Here is a 12,668-nt window from a genome sequence, read left to right as displayed (position 1 = left end):
GATCTCGAGGGCTGGACTAGTTGTGTACGTGCAACGGCTTGCCGGCCAGGGCCAGCATCGCCTCACCGACTGCCTCGGACTGGGTCGGATGTGCGTGGATGAGCTGGGCGACCTCTGCGGGCAGCGCCTCCCAGTTGTAGATCAGCTGGCCCTCCGTGACGAGCTCGCCGATGCGTCGGCCCACCATGTGGACACCGACGACCGGGCCGTCCTTCTGGGCGATCACCTTCACCGCCCCGGAGGTGCCGAGGATCTGGCTCTTGGGGTTGCCCGCGAGGTCGTAGACCTGCTCGACGATCTCGATGCCGCGCTCGGCCGCCTGCGCCGACGTGATGCCGACCGAGGCGACCTCGGGGTCGGAGTAGGTGATGCGGGGCACGCCGGCGTAGTCGATCGGCGGCGGGTTGAGGCCGGCGATGTGCTCGGCCACCAGGATGCCCTCGGCGAACCCGGCGTGCGCGAGCTGCAGCGTGGGGATCAGGTCGCCGATGGCGTAGACGCCCGGGACCGAGGTGCGGCAGTGGTCGTCGAACACGACCGCGCCGCGCTCGACGGCCACGCCCTGCTCCTCGAAGCCCATGCCGGACGACACCGCGCCCCGGCCGACCGCGACGAGCAGGATCTCGGCGTCGAGGGTCTTGCCGTTGGCCAGGGTGACGACGACACCGGTCTCGGTGGTCTTGGCCGAGTCGAAGAAGACGCCCAGCTCGTACTTGATGCCGCGGCGGCGGAAGGCCCGCTCCAGAAGCTTGGAGCTGGACTCCTCCTCGGTCGGCAGCAGGTGCGGCAGCGCCTCGACGATGGTGACCTCGGCGCCGAAGGAGCGGTAGACGCTGGCCAGCTCGACGCCGATCACCCCGCCGCCCAGGACGATCACCGACGACGGCACGCGGTCCATCCGCAGCGTGTGCTCGCTGGTGATGACCCGCTCGCCGTCGATCTCCAGACCGGGCAGCGTGCGCGGGGCCGAGCCGGTGGCCAGCACGAGGTTGGCGCCCTCGTAGACCTCCTGGCCCACCTGCACGCTGCGCGGGCCCACCAGCCGGCCCTCGCCCTCGACGATCGTCACGCCCGCGCCCTTGAGCAGGCCCTGGACGCCCTTCCAGGCCCGCGTGACGATCTTGTCCTTGAACGCGTGCACGCCCTGGACGTCGATGCCCTCGAAACTCGCCTTGACGCCGAAGGACGCGCTCTCGCGGGTCTCGTCGGCGACCTCCGCCGAGTGCAGCAGGGCCTTCGTGGGGATGCATCCCCTGTGGAGGCAGGTGCCGCCGATCTTGTCCTTCTCGATCAGGACGACCGACTTGCCCAGCTCGGCCGCCCGGAGCGCACAGGCGTAACCGCCGCTGCCGCCACCTAGGACGACGATGTCATAGGCCACAGGAAAGCTCCTTGTCGGGGTGTTCGTGATGCCGTCATCTTTTCATTTGTTTCAGATGCTCGCGTGCCGCTCTGCGAGTCCGATGAGGGTGCGGGTGATCGCGCCGGTGCCCCCCTTGGGGGTGTAGCCGTACGGCTCGCCCTTGTTGAACGCCGGTCCGGCCATGTCGATGTGGGCCCAGCGCACCCCGTCGGGCACGAACTCCTTGAGGAAGATGGCCGCGGTCAGCATGCCGCCGAAGCGCTCGGGGTGGAGGTTCGCGATGTCGGCGACCGGCGAGTCGAGGCCCTTGCGCAGCTCCTCGGGCAGCGGCATGCCCCAGGCGCCCTCGCCCGCGGCGGCCACGGCCTCGACGACCAGCTCCCTGACGGCGTCGTCGTTGGACATGACCCCGGACGTGCGCCAGCCGAGCGCGACGATCTGCGCGCCGGTCAGCGTGGCGATGTCCACGATCAGGTCGGGGGAGTCCTCGGCGGCGCGCGCGATGCCGTCCATGAGCACCAGGCGGCCCTCGGCGTCGGTGTCGAGCACCTCGACCGTCTTGCCGCTGTAGCTGTGGATGACGTCGGAGGGACGCTGGGCGGTGCCGCTCGGCAGGTTCTCGGCCAGGCAGAGGTAGCCGACGACGTTGACCGGCAGGCTGAGCCTGGCGATGCCGATCAGCGCGCCGAGCACCGCGCCCGCGCCGCCCATGTCGGACTTCATCCAGTCCATTGAGGCGGACGGCTTGAGCGACAGGCCGCCGGAGTCGAAGGTGATGCCCTTGCCCACGAACGCCAGCGTCTTGGCGGCGTCGGGGTGGTTGTAGGAGACGCGGACCAGGCGCGGCGGGTTGACCGAGCCCTGGCCGACGCCGATGAGGCCGCCGTAGCCGCCGTCCTTGAGCTGCTTCTCGTCGAGCACCTCGACGGTCAGCCCGGTCTTGGCGCCCTCCTGCTCGGCGATCTCGGCGAACTTGGCCGGCCACAGGTCGGACGGCGGAGTGTTGACCAGGTCGCGGACCAGCGCGACGGACTCGGCCAGCACACCGGCCCGCTCGGCCACGGAGTCGGACTGCCCCGACAGGACCGTGATCTCGGAGACCGGGGCCTTCTGGTCCTCACCCGTACGGTAGCGGGCGAAGCCGTAGGCGCCGAGCAGCGCGCCCAGCGCGACGGCCTCGGCCTGCGCGGCGTCGTCGGCGGGCAGGGCCAGCGCGGCGCGGCCGGTGCCGGCGAGCGACCGGACGGCGGCGCCCGCGGCGCGGCGGAGGGACTCGAGATCCGGCGAGTCGCCCAGGCCGACGGCGACGAGCACCGGGGCCGCGATGGCGCCGAACGTGGGGAGCTTGGCCAGCTCTCCGGGGTTGCCGGAGAAGCCGACGGAGCTGAGGGAGGCGGCGAGGTTGCCGCCGAAGGCCGCGTCAAGGGACTCAGCGCCCGTGAGGCGGGGGCCGTTCTGGCCGGGCCGGAAGCCGACGATCAACGCGTCGGTGTCGACGGAGACTGGGTCTGCTGAGTTCAACCGCACAGTGGTCACGTAAACCGATGCTATCCACGGTTTCTGCGTACTCACAAACAGGGGTTCATCCTACAAATCGCAGGTCGGGCCCGTTATGCGACATGGTGCTAGTGTCATTAGCATCATGCTGCTCGCTCTCGACCTCAACGACGCACGTCCCCTCCATGAACAGGTGGCCGGCGCCATCCGCCGCGCCATCGGAGAGGGCTCCTACGCCCCTGGAGAACGCCTCCCCCCTGCCCGCGACCTGGCCAGGGCGCTCGGCATCAACCCCAACACCGTGCTGCGCGCGCTGCGCGACCTGCGCGACGAGGGGCTGCTGGAGTTCCGGCGGGGGCGCGGGGTCAGCGTCGCGGGCCGGGCCGACGGGCGCGCGCTGCTCGTACAGCGGGCCCGGGAGCTGCTGGAGGAGGCCAAGAAGCACGGCTACCGCCGTGAGGACCTCATCACCATTTTGGAGGATCTGCCATGAACCCCAGAATCGTCGCCGCGATGTGGGGCGCGGTCGTCACCGCGGCCCTGGTCCTGGTCCCGATGGGGCTGCGCGACCGGCTGCCCGATCCGCTGGCCACCCACTGGAACGGGTCGGGGCCCGACGGCATGGCGTCCTTCAACACCCACGTGCTCACCGTCGCGGCGGTGTGGACCGTGGTGTGGGTCGCGATGCTGGCCGCCACCGCGCGCGGCTGGTCGATGCGCCGCAGGAACGGCCGGATGTTCTGGTGGGGCGCGCTGTTCGGCGGCGGCACGCTGGTGCTCGGCACCGAGGTGTCCACGGTGTCGGCCAACCTCGACGTGCCCCACTGGAGCGCCGCCGGCCTGCCCGGCGGCCACGTCGCGCTGGTCGTCCTCGCCTCCGCCGGCGCGGGTGTGCTCGCGGGCTACCTCGGCAGGGGCGGGCCCGACCCGGTCGAGGGCGTGCAGGCGCCCCCGGCCATGCGGCTGCGTCCCGGCCGGCGTACGGTCTGGGTCAGCCACCTGGTCAACCCGTGGCTGGTCGCGCTGGCGGTTACGGCCGCGGCGGTGATCGTCGTGCTGTGCGGGCTGCGCCTGGCCGGGGTCGTCGAGGCGGGGACGATGGCGTCGGTCCTGCCCGGTGCCGTCATCGTGCTGGTCGCGGGGGTGGCGACCTCGACACTGTCCGTACGGGCCGGCGACGACACGGTCGTCATCGGCTTCGGCCCGCGCGGCGTCCTGGCCCGCCGGATCCCGCTGTCGAGGATCGACCGGGCCTGGACGGAGGACCGCCGGCCGAGCGAGGTCGGCGGATGGGGCTTCCGCGGCCTGCCCGGCGCGGCCACCATCATGCTGCGCGGCGGCGAGTGCCTGGTCCTCGCCTACCGGTCCGGCGGCCGGCTGACCATCAGCATCGACGACGCCGAGCGCGGCGCGTCCCTCATCAATGCCCTCGTCGCGGAGCGTGCCCGGTCATGAGAAGACAACTTGCCGTCTACCTCGTCCTCGCCTTCGGCCTGTCCTGGCTGGTGGCGCTGCCCATCTGGCTCGGCGCCGGGCTCGGCTCGCCGGCGGCGAAGGGGCTGGCCGCGGTCATGATGTTCACCCCCACCGCCGGGGTGCTCGGGGTGTGGGCGCTGTCGCGCGCGCCCTGGCGGCGGTGGGCCACCGAGACCGGCCTCACGCTGGGCGAGCGCAAGGGACGCACCGGCCGGTACGTCCTCGCCGCCTGGCTGGGCGTGCCGCTGCTGATCGCCGTCAGCGCCGGGCTCAGCACCGCCGTCGGGCTGTTCCCGCTCGACCTCGACCGGTTCAGCCTGTTCGCCGCGGCGCTGGAGGCGCAGGGCGTGCAGCCGCCCGCGAACCCCGGCCCGGCCCTCTACCTGCAGATCGCCATTGCCGTGCTGGTGGGCCCGGTGCTGAACGCCGTGCCCTCGCTCGGCGAGGAGTGGGGCTGGCGTGGCTGGCTGCTGCCCCGGCTGTCCTCGACGTACGGCGCGTTCGGCGGCCTGGCGCTGTCCGGGGCGATCTGGGGCCTGTGGCACGCCCCGCTCACCCTGCTCGGCTACAACTACCCGAGCATCGGGTCGTGGGCGGCGTTGCAGTTCATCGGCTTCTGCGTGCTGGCCGGCATCGCGATCGGCTGGCTCAGGCTGCGTACGGGCAGCGTGTGGCCCTGCGTCGTCGCGCACGGGTCGCTGAACGCCGTCCTGCCCGCGGTGCTGCTGCTCGGCGACGCCGCGGCCCCGCCCGACACCACGCTGGCCGGGCTCACCGGGCTGATCGGCTGGGTCCCGCTCACCCTGCTCTGCGTGTTCCTCCTCCGGCGCCTGCCGGCCCGCACCCCGGAGCCGGTCGGCTGAACGTCCCGCGTACGGGTCAGGCCGCCAGCGCGGACACCGCGAGGGCGGTCGCCGTACCGGTCTCCACCAGCGCGCCGAGCACGTCGCCGGTGATGCCGCCGAGCCGCCGCCGGGCGTGCCGGAGCAGCAGCAGCGCCGCCACCAGCCCGGCCGCCAGCGCGAACGGCGGGACCCACGTCCCGGTCGCCAGCCCCACCCCGGCCGTCACCACGAGGGCGGCCAGCGTGGTGAGCCAGGCCGCGAGATCGCTCACGGTGCCCGCGACCATCGCCCCCAGCCCTCCGGGACGCGCGGCGGGCACGCTCGCCCGGCAGGCCCAGGTGAGCGCCAGTCGCCCGGCCACGCAGGCGGTCACCAGGGCGGCGTAGCCCGTCCCGGTCAGCGCCGCCGCCTGGACGAGCAGCGTGATGACCAGCGTCATCACCCCGAACGGCCCGATGTCCGACTTTTTCATGATGTCGAGGGCCGCGGCGGCGGGCTTGCCGCTGCCCAGCCCGTCGGCGAGATCGGCGAGCCCGTCCAGGTGCAGCCCGCGGGTGAGCACGGCCAGCAGCCCGAGCGCGAGCGCCGCGCCCAGCAGCGGCGGTCCCGGGAGCAGCAGGGGCAGACCGGCCGCCGCGCCGAGCGCCAGCCCCACCGCGGGAGCCGCCACCATGGCCCGCCCGGCGACCTCCCGGTCCACCCGTTCGACCCGTACGGGAACGGCGCTGAGCGTGCCGATCGCGAAGCGCAACCCATGGGTCAGCTCAGCAAGCCGCATAACGACCGATCCTAGGGCCGACTAATGTGACGGGAATGCACGTGCTTGAACTCGAAGGTGTAGGTGTCCGGGTTGTCGGCAAAACGCTGCTCGACGGCATCGACTGGCAGGTGGCGTACGGCGACCACTGGGTGATCCTCGGCCCCAACGGCGCGGGCAAGACCACCCTGCTCTCGCTGGCGGGGGCGGTGCGGCACCCGAGTGAGGGCACGGTCAGCGTGCTCGGCCACCGGCTCGGCCGGATCGATCTGCGGGAGCTGCGCCGCCACATCGGCCTGGTCGCGGCCAGCCAGCGGCTGATCGACGAGGAGCTGATGGAGCAGGAGGGCGCCACCGCCCACACCGTCGTCCTCACCGGCCACACAGGCACCAGCGTCCCGCTGTGGGACAAGTACGGCGACGCCGAACGCGAGCGCGCCACCCGCCTGCTGGCCGACCTGGGCTGCAAGGACCTGGCCGAACGCCCGTTCCGGGTGTGCTCCCAAGGGGAGCGGGCCCGGGTCAGGGTGGCCAGGGCGCTCATGGCCGAACCGGCCGTGCTGCTGCTCGACGAGCCGTTCGCCGGGCTCGACCTGCCGGCGCGCGAGGACCTCATCACCGCCGTCGAGCACCTGGCCGAGACCCGGCCGGTCCTGACCACGGTGACGGTGACCCACCACCTGGAGGAGGTGCCCGCGACCACCACGCACGCGCTGCTCATGCGCGACGCCCGGGTGCTGGCCGCCGGGCCGGTGTCGGAGGTGCTCACCCCTGACAACCTGTCCGACTGCTTCGGCCGCCCGCTGGCCGTCGACCGCCTCGACGGCCGCTGGTACGCCCGAGCCGTACGCCCGTAGCCCCTGCGGCTCCGGCTCCGGGGTTTCTGGCTTCGAGCTTTGGGCTTCGGGGGCTTCGGTCAGAGCTCCAGCGGGCGTCCCGCGACCACCAGCGCGACGTACTCGGACTCGGCGGCCAGTTGCTCGTTGAGGCGGCCGAGGACGTCCCTGAAGGCCCGTCCGGCGGACGTGGCGGGCACCACGCCCATCCCCACCTCGTCCGAGACCGCCACGAGCGGCACCGGCGTGGCACGCCAGGCCGCGACCAGCTCCGCGCAGCGTGCCGCCACGGGCGCACGGTCGCCCTCCCATGCCCCGCACTCGTCGAACACCGCCGCCACCCACGTGCCCAGCCCGTCGATCAGCAGCGGCGTCCTGGCCGCCCCGATGACCGCCGCCAGGTCCGTCGTCTCGAGCGTGTCCCAATGGGCGGGCCGCCGTTCCCGGTGCGCCCGTACCCGCGCCGACCACTCGCCGTCCGCCGCGCCGTCGCCGCCGGTGGCGACATAGGTGACGTACGGCTCGGCCACCAGCCGCAGCTCGGCCTCGGCCGACTTGCCCGACCTCGCCCCACCGAGCAACAACACCCGCCGCGCCGGCACCTCCCGCCCACCACCCCCGGCAGCCGTCCCATGCGGTACGGCTGCCGCCCTGCGGCCCTCCAGCACCGTCCCGTCCGGTACGGCCTCCGCCCTACCGCCCTCCAGCACCGTCCCGTCCGGTACGGTCACCGCTCCCCAGAGCCGTAGCCGTCTGGCCAACTCCTCCTCCGACCGGACGCGGTGATCCAGCCAGGCGGCCACCACCACGGTCCGGTCGTCGACCAGCCCCGCCCGGCGCAGCTCGCCGAGCCGCTGCGGGCGGTCGAGCAGGTCGAGCACGACCGCGTCGTACCGGGCCGGGCCGCCGGCCGGGGGCTCGCGGCCAGGGGGCAGGCACAACACCGCCCGGCCGTCGGGACACACCATCCCCAGCCCACCGCCGAACGCGCCGGCACCGCTGAACGGGAACCGCGCGACGTCGTCCACGACCAGCTCGAAGGGACGGCGATACCCAGGGGAAAGCCGTACGCACGAGGCACACGGGCACCCCGGCACCGGCCACCCGGCCTCACCAGCGGTCCCGGAGAAAAGAAGCTTCACCGCCCAGAGGCTACCGACCACCAGAGCCCGGGGCCGCTCAGCCATGAGCCGCTCGCCCCCAGAAACGCCTGAACGGGCCCAGCCCCTCCCCACCGGAGGGAGAGGCATCGAATGCAGGCGCACGGGGGCGCTTGGGTCGGGAGCAGACGGCTTGCCGGGCGCGAGGGCTTGCCGGGTGGAGGTCTCTGAGCTGGAGGGGCCTCAGCGAGCGATGGTCGGGGGGCGTTCTCTGCGAGGGGTGCCGGTGCGGCGCCCGGCGGTCGCCCAGGCGGCGGCGCCGAACAGCAGAAGCGCACCCGCACCACCTCCCACCAACAGCACCGGCAACCCACCCGACAAGCCGCCACCATCCGATGCAAGGGTGAGGCGAGCACCGGAGAGGGGGAGAAGAAGTGAGACGGGCGCCCCCACGACGACCCCGGCCGCAACACGGCACGCGCGCAGCATCGATGGACCTCCGAGCTCGGGAGTAGGGTTCCAGTGCGGTCGGAGGGAACGCGCCGGCGAACCCGCGGAAAAGGAGCGTATGGCATGACATGGCGGTGGCGTTATGAAAATGCAAATGGTGGTGAGGTGACCGAACGCCCTTTGCCGCGAGAGGTGTTCCCGAGCCAGGCCGACGCGGAATCCTGGATCGGGGAGAACTGGCGTGACCTGCTCGAAGCCGGAGTCGAGCGGGTGGCGCTGCTCGACGAGGACCGCGTCGAATACACGGGATTGTCATTGCGCCCCGAGTGATTCCGGGAAAAGAAAGAACCCCTTGAGCGCATTGTGGCTCAAGGGGCTTTTCGCGGCCCGCGCTACGGACGGGTGCTCGGGCTGATCGTCTTGGCGGGGTCGCGCTCCACGACCGTGCCGAGGACGTCGTCGATGCGCTTCAGCACCTCGTCCTCCAGCTTGACGCCGGCGGCCTTGACGTTGTCGCGCACCTGCTCTGGGCGGGTGGCGCCGACGATGGCGCTGGAGACGTTCGGGTTCTGCAGCACCCACGCCACGGCGAGCTGGGCCATGGTCAGGCCGAGGTCGGCGGCGATCGGCTTGAGTTCCTGGACGCGGGCGAGCACGTCGTCGTTCATGTAACGCGCGATCATGGCGCTGCCGCTCGCGTCGGTCGCCCGCGAGCCCTGCGGGGGCTGCTGCCCGGGCAGGTACTTGCCGGTGAGCACGCCCTGCGCGATCGGCGACCAGACGATCTGGCCGACGCCCTCGCGCTCGCTCAGCGGCACGATCTCGGCCTCGATGACCCGCCAGAGCATCGAGTACTGGGGCTGGTTCGACACGATCCGGTCGAAGCCCATCTCGTCGGCGATCTTGAGCGCCCTGGCGATCTGGTCGGCCGTCCACTCGCTGACGCCGACGTAGAGCACCTTGCCCTGGCGTACGAGGTCGTCGAACGTCTTGAGCGTCTCCTCCAGCGGCGTCTCGTTGTCGAAGCGGTGGGCCTGGTAGAGGTCGACGTAGTCGGTCTGGAGGCGGCGCAGCGAGCTGTTGATCGACTCGGTGACGTGCTTGCGGGACAGGCCGCGGTCGTTCTGGCCGGGGCCGGTGGGCCAGTAGACCTTGGTGAAGATCTCCAGCGACTCCCTGCGGACGCCCTTCAGCGCCCGGCCGAGCACCTCTTCGGCTTTCGTCCCCGCGTAGACGTCGGCGGTGTCGAAGGTGGTGATGCCCTCGTCGAGCGCCGCCTGCACGCACAGCTTGGCGGCGTCCTCCTCGACCTGGGAGCCGTGGGTGAGCCAGTTGCCGTAGCTGATCTCGCTGACCTTGAGACCGCTACGACCGAGGTGTCGGAATTCCATACGTCCGACCTTAAGGCGTCACATGAACCGATTGGTTTCGGGATAGGGTGCGCGACGTGCTCAAGCTCGTCCGCCAGGCTCTCACCGCGGCCGTCCTGATCGCCCTCGCGGTGCGGTTACGCCGCCGTGCCCGCCTGCCCAGGGCCGAGCCGCCGCCGTCCGTACCCGTGCCCGTCCGGCGGGCCCGCGGCGGGAGGGCGGCCCTGCTGTGGCTGGTCGTCGCCGCGGTCGCGGTCGTCGCGCTGGTGCTCGCCCTGACCCGTACGACGGAGCAGCGCGACGCCCAGGCCCTCGCGCGCGCCGCCACCGAGCAGCAGCAGGCGGCCACGACGAAGACCGAGCCCCTGGAAACGGCACGCGCCACCGCCCAGGCCACGGCCACGACCGCCCAGGCCACGCGCACCGACGCTGCCACGGCCACCCAGGCCACGGCCACCCCGCCCAACTGCGCGCCCAGCCCCCGCCCGATCGACCCCCGCAGGGTCGCCCCCGAGGTCAAGCGGGCCGTGGACGCCCAATGGCGGCGCATCGAACGCTGGCTCAGGACGCACGCCCCCCGCACCTACCGCACGCTGGGCGCCCCGGTCAGGGCGCGCACGATCGCGGTGGCGGAATCGCAGACGGGCCTGGACTTCCCCGACGCCCTGCGCGCCTCCCTGCTGCGCCACAACGGCTCGCGCGGGGCCGGCGTCTTCGGCTTCCGCCCGGGAGCGCGCGCCCACCTCACGGTCCGCGGCATGAGGGACGCCTGGCGCGAGATGTGCGCCCGCGACCAGCCCGGCTCCTGGGACGGCCTGCTGATCCCGTTCCTGTCCTACACCGGCCCCGACGGCGACGTCGCGTACGCCGTCGTGAGCTCGGCCGACGGGACGGTCACCGGGGCGACGGGCAGGCGGCTGAAGTCGTCGTACACGCTGCTGCGGACCGTCGCCGACGCCCTCGAACGGGGCGGGACGATCGACGGCCGGCGCCCGGCGGTCAGCGGCGGCCTCCTGCGCTGGAAGCCGGCGGGCTGACCCGGGACGCACGTCGCGGGGCCACGCCGGGACGCGCACGTGCCCACCACCGGGAACGGTGATGGGCACGCGGAGCGTCGCCGATTAGGTGGTTTCCCGAAAAATCGGGAAACCTGGACTACTTCTTGGGCGGCGCGGGCCGTCCGCCCGGCAGCACCGTGGGCGGCGGGAAACGCAGCTTGCGGATCTGCAGGGCCCGCATGGCCGCGTAGAAGCCGACGCCCTTCACGCTCTCGTTGGGCAGCTTGGCCGCGACCTCCTTCTTCACCTTCCACGCCACGTAGACGGAGGTGAACAGGACGCCGACCATCATGATGGGCCAGCCGACCGCGATCACGATGTTGAGCACCTTGGCCCGGATCTCGATGGGCCACGGCACCCAGGTCGCCAGCAGGATCAGTAGCGAGAACGGCAGGAAGTACTGGCTCGGCAGGCGCCGCGAGTCGACCCAGTCGCGCGCGAACTTGCGCGCCGGACCCTTGTCGCGAACAGGAAGATAACGCTCGTCACCTGCGAGCATGCCCTTGCGGGCCCGGTCGCGCTCGGAGGCCTGCTTGGCCCGCATCTGCCGATAGGCCTCCTTGCGGTCCTTCGGCGCGGAGACCGGCTGGCGTCGTCTGCCCTCGGCATCCCGGCGCTTGGGTGTGGGACGACCTTTACCCTGGGGCTTAGGATCGTCAACGGGGACGGGGGTGTCGTCCACGGAGGTTTGGGATCGGCGTCGCAACACACGTCAACCCTACCTGGACTGCAACTTAGTGACGCCCCCGTGCGTTATGCGTAGGGTAATCCCAAGGCGGCTGCGCTGCATTGGGTGAACACCAGCACGACCTAGAAGGGGACGGCCGACGCGCATGAGCGTGATGAAGAGACTTTCGATGATCTTCAAGTCCAAGGCCAACAAGGCCCTGGACAAGATGGAGGATCCGCGCGAGACGCTTGACTACTCCTATCAGCGGCAGCTCGAGTTGCTGCAGAAGGTGCGTCGAGGGGTGGCCGACGTGGCCACCTCGCGCAAGCGGGTAGAACTGCAGATCAACGGCCTGGAGGCACAGGCCAGGCGCTACGAGGACCAGGGCCGCAAGGCGCTGTCCGTCGGGCGCGAGGACCTCGCGCGTGAGGCCCTGCAGCGGCGGTCCAATCTGCAGGGGCAGATGGCCGACCTCAAGGTCCAGCACGACAACCTGCAGGCCGAGGAGGAGAAGCTGACCACGGCTTCCCAGCGGCTGCAGGCCAAGGTCGACTCCTTCCGTACGAAGAAGGAGACGATCAAGGCGACCTACACCGCCGCCGAGGCGCAGACGCGCATCAACGAGGCGTTCTCCGGCATCTCCGAGGAGATGGGCGACGTCGGCCTGGCGATCCAGCGCGCCGAGGACAAGACGGCGCAGATGCAGGCCCGCGCGGGGGCGATCGACGAGCTGCTGGCCAGCGGCGCACTCGACGACTTCAGCGGCACCCGCGGCGACGACATCCAGGCCGAGCTCGACCGCATGGGCGGCGGCATGGACGTCGAGCTGGAGCTGGCCCGGATGAAGTCCGAGCTGGGCCAGGGCCCGGCGCCCAAGAGCGCCATCGAGCAGGGGCAGCCGCAGCAGCAGGCCCAGCCGCAGCAGGGTCACACCCAGCAGCTGCGTCAGCCCGGGGAGGGCGCATGATCGTCAGAATCATGGGCGAGGGCCAGGTGGAGATCTCGGCGGACGACATCGCGGTGCTCAACGAGCTCGACAGCGAGCTCGAGGCCGCCATCGAGACCGGCGACGAGAGTGCCTTCCGCGTCAAGCTGCACGCGTTGCTCGACAAGGTGCGCCATGTGGGCAAGGCGCTTCCCGACGACAGCCTTGAGCCGTCAGAGCTGATCCTTCCCCCCGCGGACGCCTCGATCGAGGAGGTCCGGGAGATGCTGGGCGACCAAGGCCTCATTCCGGGCTGAGTCC

14 protein-coding genes are annotated in these 12,668 nt (G+C 71.8%); 8 read left to right on the top strand and 6 right to left on the bottom strand.

Annotated elements, in window-relative coordinates:
- Positions 1-16: 16 nt before the first annotated feature.
- Together lpdA and DMB42_RS04555 are read right to left on the bottom strand one after the other, a co-directional pair.
- Entirely contained in the window at positions 17-1,381 is a 1,365-nt protein-coding gene (lpdA, locus tag DMB42_RS04560) for a dihydrolipoyl dehydrogenase (RefSeq protein WP_125630827.1), read from the bottom strand.
- A gap of 51 nt (positions 1,382-1,432) precedes the next feature.
- A complete protein-coding gene (locus DMB42_RS04555) occupies positions 1,433-2,899 on the bottom strand; it encodes a leucyl aminopeptidase (RefSeq protein ID WP_125630825.1) in 1,467 nt (488 codons plus the stop codon).
- A 106-nt stretch (positions 2,900-3,005) separates the two neighbouring features.
- Between DMB42_RS04555 and DMB42_RS04550 the strand changes: the two genes are divergently transcribed.
- Genes DMB42_RS04550 through DMB42_RS04540 form a run of 3 tightly spaced genes read left to right on the top strand, consistent with a single transcriptional unit; the run spans position 3,006 to position 5,199 of the window.
- On the top strand, positions 3,006-3,353 hold the full coding sequence (locus tag DMB42_RS04550; RefSeq protein WP_125630823.1) for a GntR family transcriptional regulator: 348 nt from the start codon (positions 3,006-3,008) through the stop codon (positions 3,351-3,353).
- Positions 3,350-4,315 (top strand): DUF1648 domain-containing protein, encoded by a 966-nt coding sequence (locus DMB42_RS04545; RefSeq protein WP_125630821.1) that lies wholly within the window; start codon positions 3,350-3,352, stop codon positions 4,313-4,315. The genes DMB42_RS04550 and DMB42_RS04545 overlap by 4 nt, the downstream gene beginning before the upstream one ends.
- On the top strand, positions 4,312-5,199 hold the full coding sequence (locus DMB42_RS04540) for a CPBP family intramembrane glutamic endopeptidase (protein WP_125630819.1): 888 nt from the start codon (positions 4,312-4,314) through the stop codon (positions 5,197-5,199). The genes DMB42_RS04545 and DMB42_RS04540 overlap by 4 nt, the downstream gene beginning before the upstream one ends.
- A 16-nt stretch (positions 5,200-5,215) precedes the next feature.
- Here the strand turns inward: DMB42_RS04540 and DMB42_RS04535 are convergent, their stop codons facing one another.
- Positions 5,216-5,959, bottom strand: a complete 744-nt coding sequence (locus DMB42_RS04535) for an adenosylcobinamide-GDP ribazoletransferase (protein WP_125630817.1) — start codon at positions 5,957-5,959, stop codon at positions 5,216-5,218.
- A 35-nt stretch (positions 5,960-5,994) separates the two neighbouring features.
- On the opposite strand from DMB42_RS04535, the gene DMB42_RS04530 reads away from it, so the two are divergent.
- Positions 5,995-6,795: an ABC transporter ATP-binding protein gene (locus tag DMB42_RS04530; RefSeq protein WP_125630815.1), complete on the top strand. Its 801-nt coding sequence runs from the start codon at positions 5,995-5,997 to the stop codon at positions 6,793-6,795.
- A gap of 59 nt (positions 6,796-6,854) precedes the next feature.
- On the opposite strand, the gene DMB42_RS04525 is transcribed toward DMB42_RS04530, so the two are convergent.
- Positions 6,855-7,802 carry a bifunctional adenosylcobinamide kinase/adenosylcobinamide-phosphate guanylyltransferase gene (locus DMB42_RS04525; RefSeq protein ID WP_260477475.1) on the bottom strand — a complete coding sequence of 316 codons (948 nt, stop codon included), beginning with the start codon at positions 7,800-7,802 and terminating at the stop codon, positions 6,855-6,857.
- Between the two features lie 645 nt (positions 7,803-8,447).
- Between DMB42_RS04525 and DMB42_RS04520 the strand changes: the two genes are divergently transcribed.
- Positions 8,448-8,654: a hypothetical protein gene (locus DMB42_RS04520; RefSeq protein ID WP_125630812.1), complete on the top strand. Its 207-nt coding sequence runs from the start codon at positions 8,448-8,450 to the stop codon at positions 8,652-8,654.
- A gap of 62 nt (positions 8,655-8,716) precedes the next feature.
- Here DMB42_RS04520 and DMB42_RS04515 read toward each other — a convergent pair whose 3' ends face one another.
- Positions 8,717-9,715, bottom strand: a complete 999-nt coding sequence (locus DMB42_RS04515; protein ID WP_125630810.1) for an aldo/keto reductase family protein — start codon at positions 9,713-9,715, stop codon at positions 8,717-8,719.
- A 56-nt stretch (positions 9,716-9,771) separates the two neighbouring features.
- Here DMB42_RS04515 and DMB42_RS04510 point away from each other — a divergent pair, with 56 nt between their 5' ends.
- Positions 9,772-10,731 carry a hypothetical protein gene (locus DMB42_RS04510; RefSeq protein ID WP_125630808.1) on the top strand — a complete coding sequence of 320 codons (960 nt, stop codon included), beginning with the start codon at positions 9,772-9,774 and terminating at the stop codon, positions 10,729-10,731.
- A 118-nt stretch (positions 10,732-10,849) separates the two neighbouring features.
- Here DMB42_RS04510 and DMB42_RS04505 read toward each other — a convergent pair whose 3' ends face one another.
- Positions 10,850-11,434, bottom strand: a complete 585-nt coding sequence (locus DMB42_RS04505; protein WP_229824051.1) for a DUF3043 domain-containing protein — start codon at positions 11,432-11,434, stop codon at positions 10,850-10,852.
- Positions 11,435-11,609: 175 nt separating this feature from the next.
- On the opposite strand from DMB42_RS04505, the gene DMB42_RS04500 reads away from it, so the two are divergent.
- Both DMB42_RS04500 and DMB42_RS04495 read left to right on the top strand, forming a co-directional pair.
- Positions 11,610-12,389, top strand: a complete 780-nt coding sequence (locus DMB42_RS04500) for a PspA/IM30 family protein (protein ID WP_396980996.1) — start codon at positions 11,610-11,612, stop codon at positions 12,387-12,389.
- The gene (locus DMB42_RS04495; protein ID WP_125630804.1) at positions 12,386-12,664 is read left to right on the top strand and encodes a PspA-associated protein PspAA; all 279 of its coding nucleotides are present in this window, start codon (positions 12,386-12,388) and stop codon (positions 12,662-12,664) included. Before DMB42_RS04500 ends, DMB42_RS04495 begins: the two co-directional genes overlap by 4 nt.
- The last annotated feature ends 4 nt before the right edge of the window (positions 12,665-12,668 follow it).

This window comes from Nonomuraea sp. WAC 01424 (genome assembly GCF_003947315.1).
GTDB lineage: Bacteria > Actinomycetota > Actinomycetes > Streptosporangiales > Streptosporangiaceae > Nonomuraea > Nonomuraea spiralis.
Note: the sequence above shows the minus strand (reverse complement) of the source record. Positions and strands in the feature narration are given on the sequence as shown.

Excerpts from the sequence above, each read along its gene's own strand:
- DMB42_RS04550 (WP_125630823.1), top strand. The coding sequence starts at position 3,006 with ATGCTGCTCGCTCTCGACCTCAACGACGCACGTCCCCTCCATGAACAG.
- DMB42_RS04545 (WP_125630821.1), top strand. The coding sequence starts at position 3,350 with ATGAACCCCAGAATCGTCGCCGCGATGTGGGGCGCGGTCGTCACCGCG.
- DMB42_RS04540 (WP_125630819.1), top strand. The coding sequence starts at position 4,312 with ATGAGAAGACAACTTGCCGTCTACCTCGTCCTCGCCTTCGGCCTGTCC.
- DMB42_RS04535 (WP_125630817.1), bottom strand. The coding sequence starts at position 5,959 with ATGCGGCTTGCTGAGCTGACCCATGGGTTGCGCTTCGCGATCGGCACG.
- DMB42_RS04530 (WP_125630815.1), top strand. The coding sequence starts at position 5,995 with ATGCACGTGCTTGAACTCGAAGGTGTAGGTGTCCGGGTTGTCGGCAAA.
- DMB42_RS04520 (WP_125630812.1), top strand. The coding sequence starts at position 8,448 with ATGACATGGCGGTGGCGTTATGAAAATGCAAATGGTGGTGAGGTGACC.
- DMB42_RS04515 (WP_125630810.1), bottom strand. The coding sequence starts at position 9,715 with ATGGAATTCCGACACCTCGGTCGTAGCGGTCTCAAGGTCAGCGAGATC.
- DMB42_RS04500 (WP_396980996.1), top strand. The coding sequence starts at position 11,610 with ATGATCTTCAAGTCCAAGGCCAACAAGGCCCTGGACAAGATGGAGGAT.
- DMB42_RS04495 (WP_125630804.1), top strand. The coding sequence starts at position 12,386 with ATGATCGTCAGAATCATGGGCGAGGGCCAGGTGGAGATCTCGGCGGAC.